Genomic DNA, 3,283 nt, shown 5'->3' with positions numbered 1-3,283 from the left:
CGGCACCATGAGCAGCGAGACGATCGTCAGCTGCCAATCCAGGGCAAGCATGGCGATCAGGCTGGACACCACCGTGGTGATATTGCCGACGATGCTGCCGGACAGCGTGGTGATGACCGATCCCATCCCGCCGATGTCGTTGGCGATCCGGGACTGCATCTCTCCGGTGCGCGTGCGGGTGAAGAAAGCCAGCGGCATCCGCTGCAGCCGCGCGTACACGGCGATCCGCAGATCGTTCATCATGCGCTCGCCGACCGCCAGTGACAGGTACGCCTGGCCGACGCCCACCCCGTTGGAGACCAGCACCACCGCCAGCATGCCCGCCGCCAGTGCGCTCAGCAGCCCGGCTCGCCCGTGCGGCAGCGCCACGTCCAGGACGGTCCGCAGCAGGAACGGCGGCACCATGGCCAGCATCGAAGACGCTGCGACCAGGGCCAGCATCACCCCCAACCGGCTCCGGTAGGGCCGCAGCAACCCCAGGATCCGTCGCAACGGTACCTTCGGCACCGTATCCGGATCCGACTTCGGAGCGCCCATAGAGTCCTTCTCCGTCCCGTGTGCGTCCACCACTGTCAGCGCAGGGTAAGGAAGCCCTCGCCCAGCAAGGTGCGCACCAGCGTCAACCGGCCGGCCTCGTCCAGGTCTCCGGGGATGGCCTGCGCCGTGAACCATTCGATGCCGTGCCGGGCGATGTGGCGCACCTCCTCCGCAACCGCGTCGGGAAACTGCACGGTCTTGTTGTGGAAGTGCAGCCGCGCCACCCCGTCGGCCACCGTGAGCTGCCACTGCAGGCCGGGGCGGCGGCGCAGTCGGGTGTCCAGGCCGGTGCGCGGGAGCTCCTCCTGGTCCAGCAGGTGGCCCCGCAGCAGCGGGGAGGACATCGAGGTCACCCGCTCCACTGCCCGGGAGGTCATCTCCGCCGGGGACAACTGCGCTCGCAGCGCGTCCAGCAGCTCGGCGAACCCCGCCTCTGCCCGCTCACGTATGGCCGGGTCCCGGTCGAACCCGACCGGCAGCGATCGGCGGAACCGCACATCCTCAGCAGCCAGTTCCGCGAGCGCGTCCTGTACTGCCTGCGTCCGCAGCACCGGGTGGATCCCGAGCGTCACGTGCAGCGAAGCCGTCTCGTTCGCGGCGCCGGAGTGGATCGTCCCGCGCGGCATATACAGCAGATCCCCGGCCCGCAGATCGAACTCCCGCGTCGGCTCCGGGGCCGACTGCGACTTGTCATACGGCCGGTTCTGCAGCGGCAGCTCGTACGGTTCGTCGGCCAGCCGCCAGACCTTGCTGCCATAGACCTGGGCGATGAACACATCGTGCATGTCGTAGTGCGGCATGAAACCCTGCGAGCCCGGCGGCGTCAGATAGATGTTCATCTGCACCCGTGCGCCCAGTTCGCTCCCCAGCGCCGACGCGATCCGCTGCAACGACTCCCGCCGGTCCTGCAGCGAGTTCAACACGATCGTTGATCCGCCGCGGTAGCGCGCGTAGAGCGACTCCAGGGAATTCGTCCCACTGTTGCGGCCCGGGCCCGTCCCGAGCTCCGATACCGGAGTCTCTTTGCCGTTCACCACCACCCGGATGTTCTCCAGCCCTATGCCCGCGAGGGACAACACGTGATCGATGCCGTCCAAGGTCAGCAGATCCGCGAAGTACTCCGGGTCGTTCCGGTGGACTACCAGGGGTTGTTGCTCCCAGTACTCACCGAAAAAGTCACTCACTGGAACAGGCAGAAGCAGCCGCTCAAGCTCGGGAGTGGAAATCGTCGATGGGATAGCGGGTGCATTGCTGGCGACCGCCTTGCTGGTATATGGGGTGGCGGTCGCCCGACCCGCGCGTGTCGCGGCGTACGCGTGCCTGGTGGCAGGCGCAGCACAACTCGCCTTGGTGATCCCCATGCAGGGCATCACAGGGCACGACTACTGGGGGTGGCCGGGGATGAGCGAAAGCCTCATTGTCGAGGCCGCCGCCTGGGCGATCGGATGGTCCACCAGACAGGGCCGCGCCTATACCCGAGGCCTGGTCGAGCAGGCCGAAGAGCGGGCACAGCACCTGCTCGTCGAGGAACGCATGCGCATCGCCCGGGAGTTGCACGACGTGGTCGCGCACAGCCTGAGCATCGTCGCGGTCCAGGCGGGCGTCGGCCACCACGTCATCGGCAACCGACCTGACGAGGCCGCGAAGTCCCTCGCCGCGATCGAGACGACGAGCAGGGACGCCCTGGTAGAGCTGCGTTCACTGCTGGGTGTCCTGCGCGATGACGATGGTGCCGAATGGCTGCCCGGCGGCCTCGACGACCTCGACACGCTCCTCGAACAGACCCGACGGGCCGGTGTCCAGGTCGAATTGACGATCAGCGGTCACCCGCACCCCCTGCCCCGGGGTCTGGACCGCGCCGCCTACCGCATCGTGCAGGAAGCCCTGACCAACGTCGTCAAGCACGCCCGCACCGGCCACGCCCGGGCGACGGTCGCCTACTCGCCGGGCGAGGTCGCTCTCACGGTCGTCGATGCCGGAGTCGGCCATACGTCCACCCCGATCACCGAGGGCCACGGCCTGACCGGCATGAAGGAACGCGCCGCCCTCTACGGCGGCGAGGTTCACGCGGGCCCGCTCTCGCCGCACGGCTTTCGCGTCGCCGCGAGGCTGCCGTACGCCGCTGAAGGGCGAACGGCCCAGTTCACCGTGGGCGCTGGCCTGGAGGACGCATGACGGTGCGGGTCGTCGTGGTGGACGACGAGACGCTGGTGCGCGCCGGGTTCCGTGTGCTGCTCGAGTCGGAAGACGATCTCCAGGTCGTCGGCGAGGCGGCCGACGGGACCGAGGCGGTCAGGGTGATCCGCGAACTGCGCCCCGACGTAGCCCTGATGGACATCCGGATGCCCGGGCTCAATGGCATCGAGGCCATCCGCGCACTGTTCGGCAGTCCGTCTCCGGTGCCCGTCCACGTCCTGGTGCTCACCACCTTCGACCTGGACGAGTACGTCTTCGAAGCGCTCCGCGCAGGCGCCGCAGGCTTCCTCCTCAAGGACACTCCACCCGCACGGCTGCTCGACGCCGTGCGGGTGATCGCCACCGGGGAGTCGTTGCTGTCACCCGGCGTCACCCGCAGGCTCATCGAGACCTACGTCCGTCGCCCCGGCTACACAGGCCCGGTCACTCATGCCCTGGACGGGGTGACAGGCCGCGAGCGTGACGTGCTGGGGCTGATCGGGCGGCCCTGGCGGACGTGCTGGCTGCCCACACCATCGGTGGCGTGGTCCACGCGGCGGGCATCCTCGAC

Annotated in this window: 4 protein-coding genes; 2 read left to right on the top strand and 2 right to left on the bottom strand. The window is 68.7% G+C overall.

What is annotated here, in order from left to right; translation table 11 throughout:
• Both ABZ646_RS43420 and ABZ646_RS43415 read right to left on the bottom strand, forming a co-directional pair.
• On the bottom strand, nucleotides 1–537 hold a 537-nt coding region (locus tag ABZ646_RS43420; RefSeq protein ID WP_360532396.1), incomplete at its 3' end, for an ABC transporter transmembrane domain-containing protein.
• 35 nt (nucleotides 538–572) lie between these two features.
• A complete protein-coding gene (locus ABZ646_RS43415) occupies nucleotides 573–1,898 on the bottom strand; it encodes a cupin domain-containing protein (protein WP_360532393.1) in 1,326 nt (441 codons plus the stop codon).
• A 40-nt stretch (nucleotides 1,899–1,938) separates the two neighbouring features.
• Between ABZ646_RS43415 and ABZ646_RS43410 the strand changes: the two genes are divergently transcribed.
• Nucleotides 1,939–2,712 (top strand): sensor histidine kinase, encoded by a 774-nt coding sequence (locus ABZ646_RS43410; protein ID WP_360532390.1) that lies wholly within the window; start codon nucleotides 1,939–1,941, stop codon nucleotides 2,710–2,712.
• Nucleotides 2,709–3,283 (top strand): response regulator transcription factor (locus ABZ646_RS43405; protein ID WP_360532386.1); only part of this gene is annotated, 575 nt, incomplete at its 3' end. The genes ABZ646_RS43410 and ABZ646_RS43405, both read left to right, overlap by 4 nt.

Source organism: Streptomyces sp. NPDC007162, from assembly GCF_040634175.1.
Lineage (GTDB): Bacteria > Actinomycetota > Actinomycetes > Streptomycetales > Streptomycetaceae > Streptomyces.
This window is presented reverse-complemented; position numbering and strand designations above follow the sequence as displayed.

Bases quoted from the DNA above. Each gene is read 5' to 3' on its own strand.
- ABZ646_RS43415 (WP_360532393.1), bottom strand. From the start codon at position 1,898: ATGGGGATCACCAAGGCGAGTTGTGCTGCGCCTGCCACCAGGCACGCG.
- ABZ646_RS43410 (WP_360532390.1), top strand. From the start codon at position 1,939: ATGAGCGAAAGCCTCATTGTCGAGGCCGCCGCCTGGGCGATCGGATGG.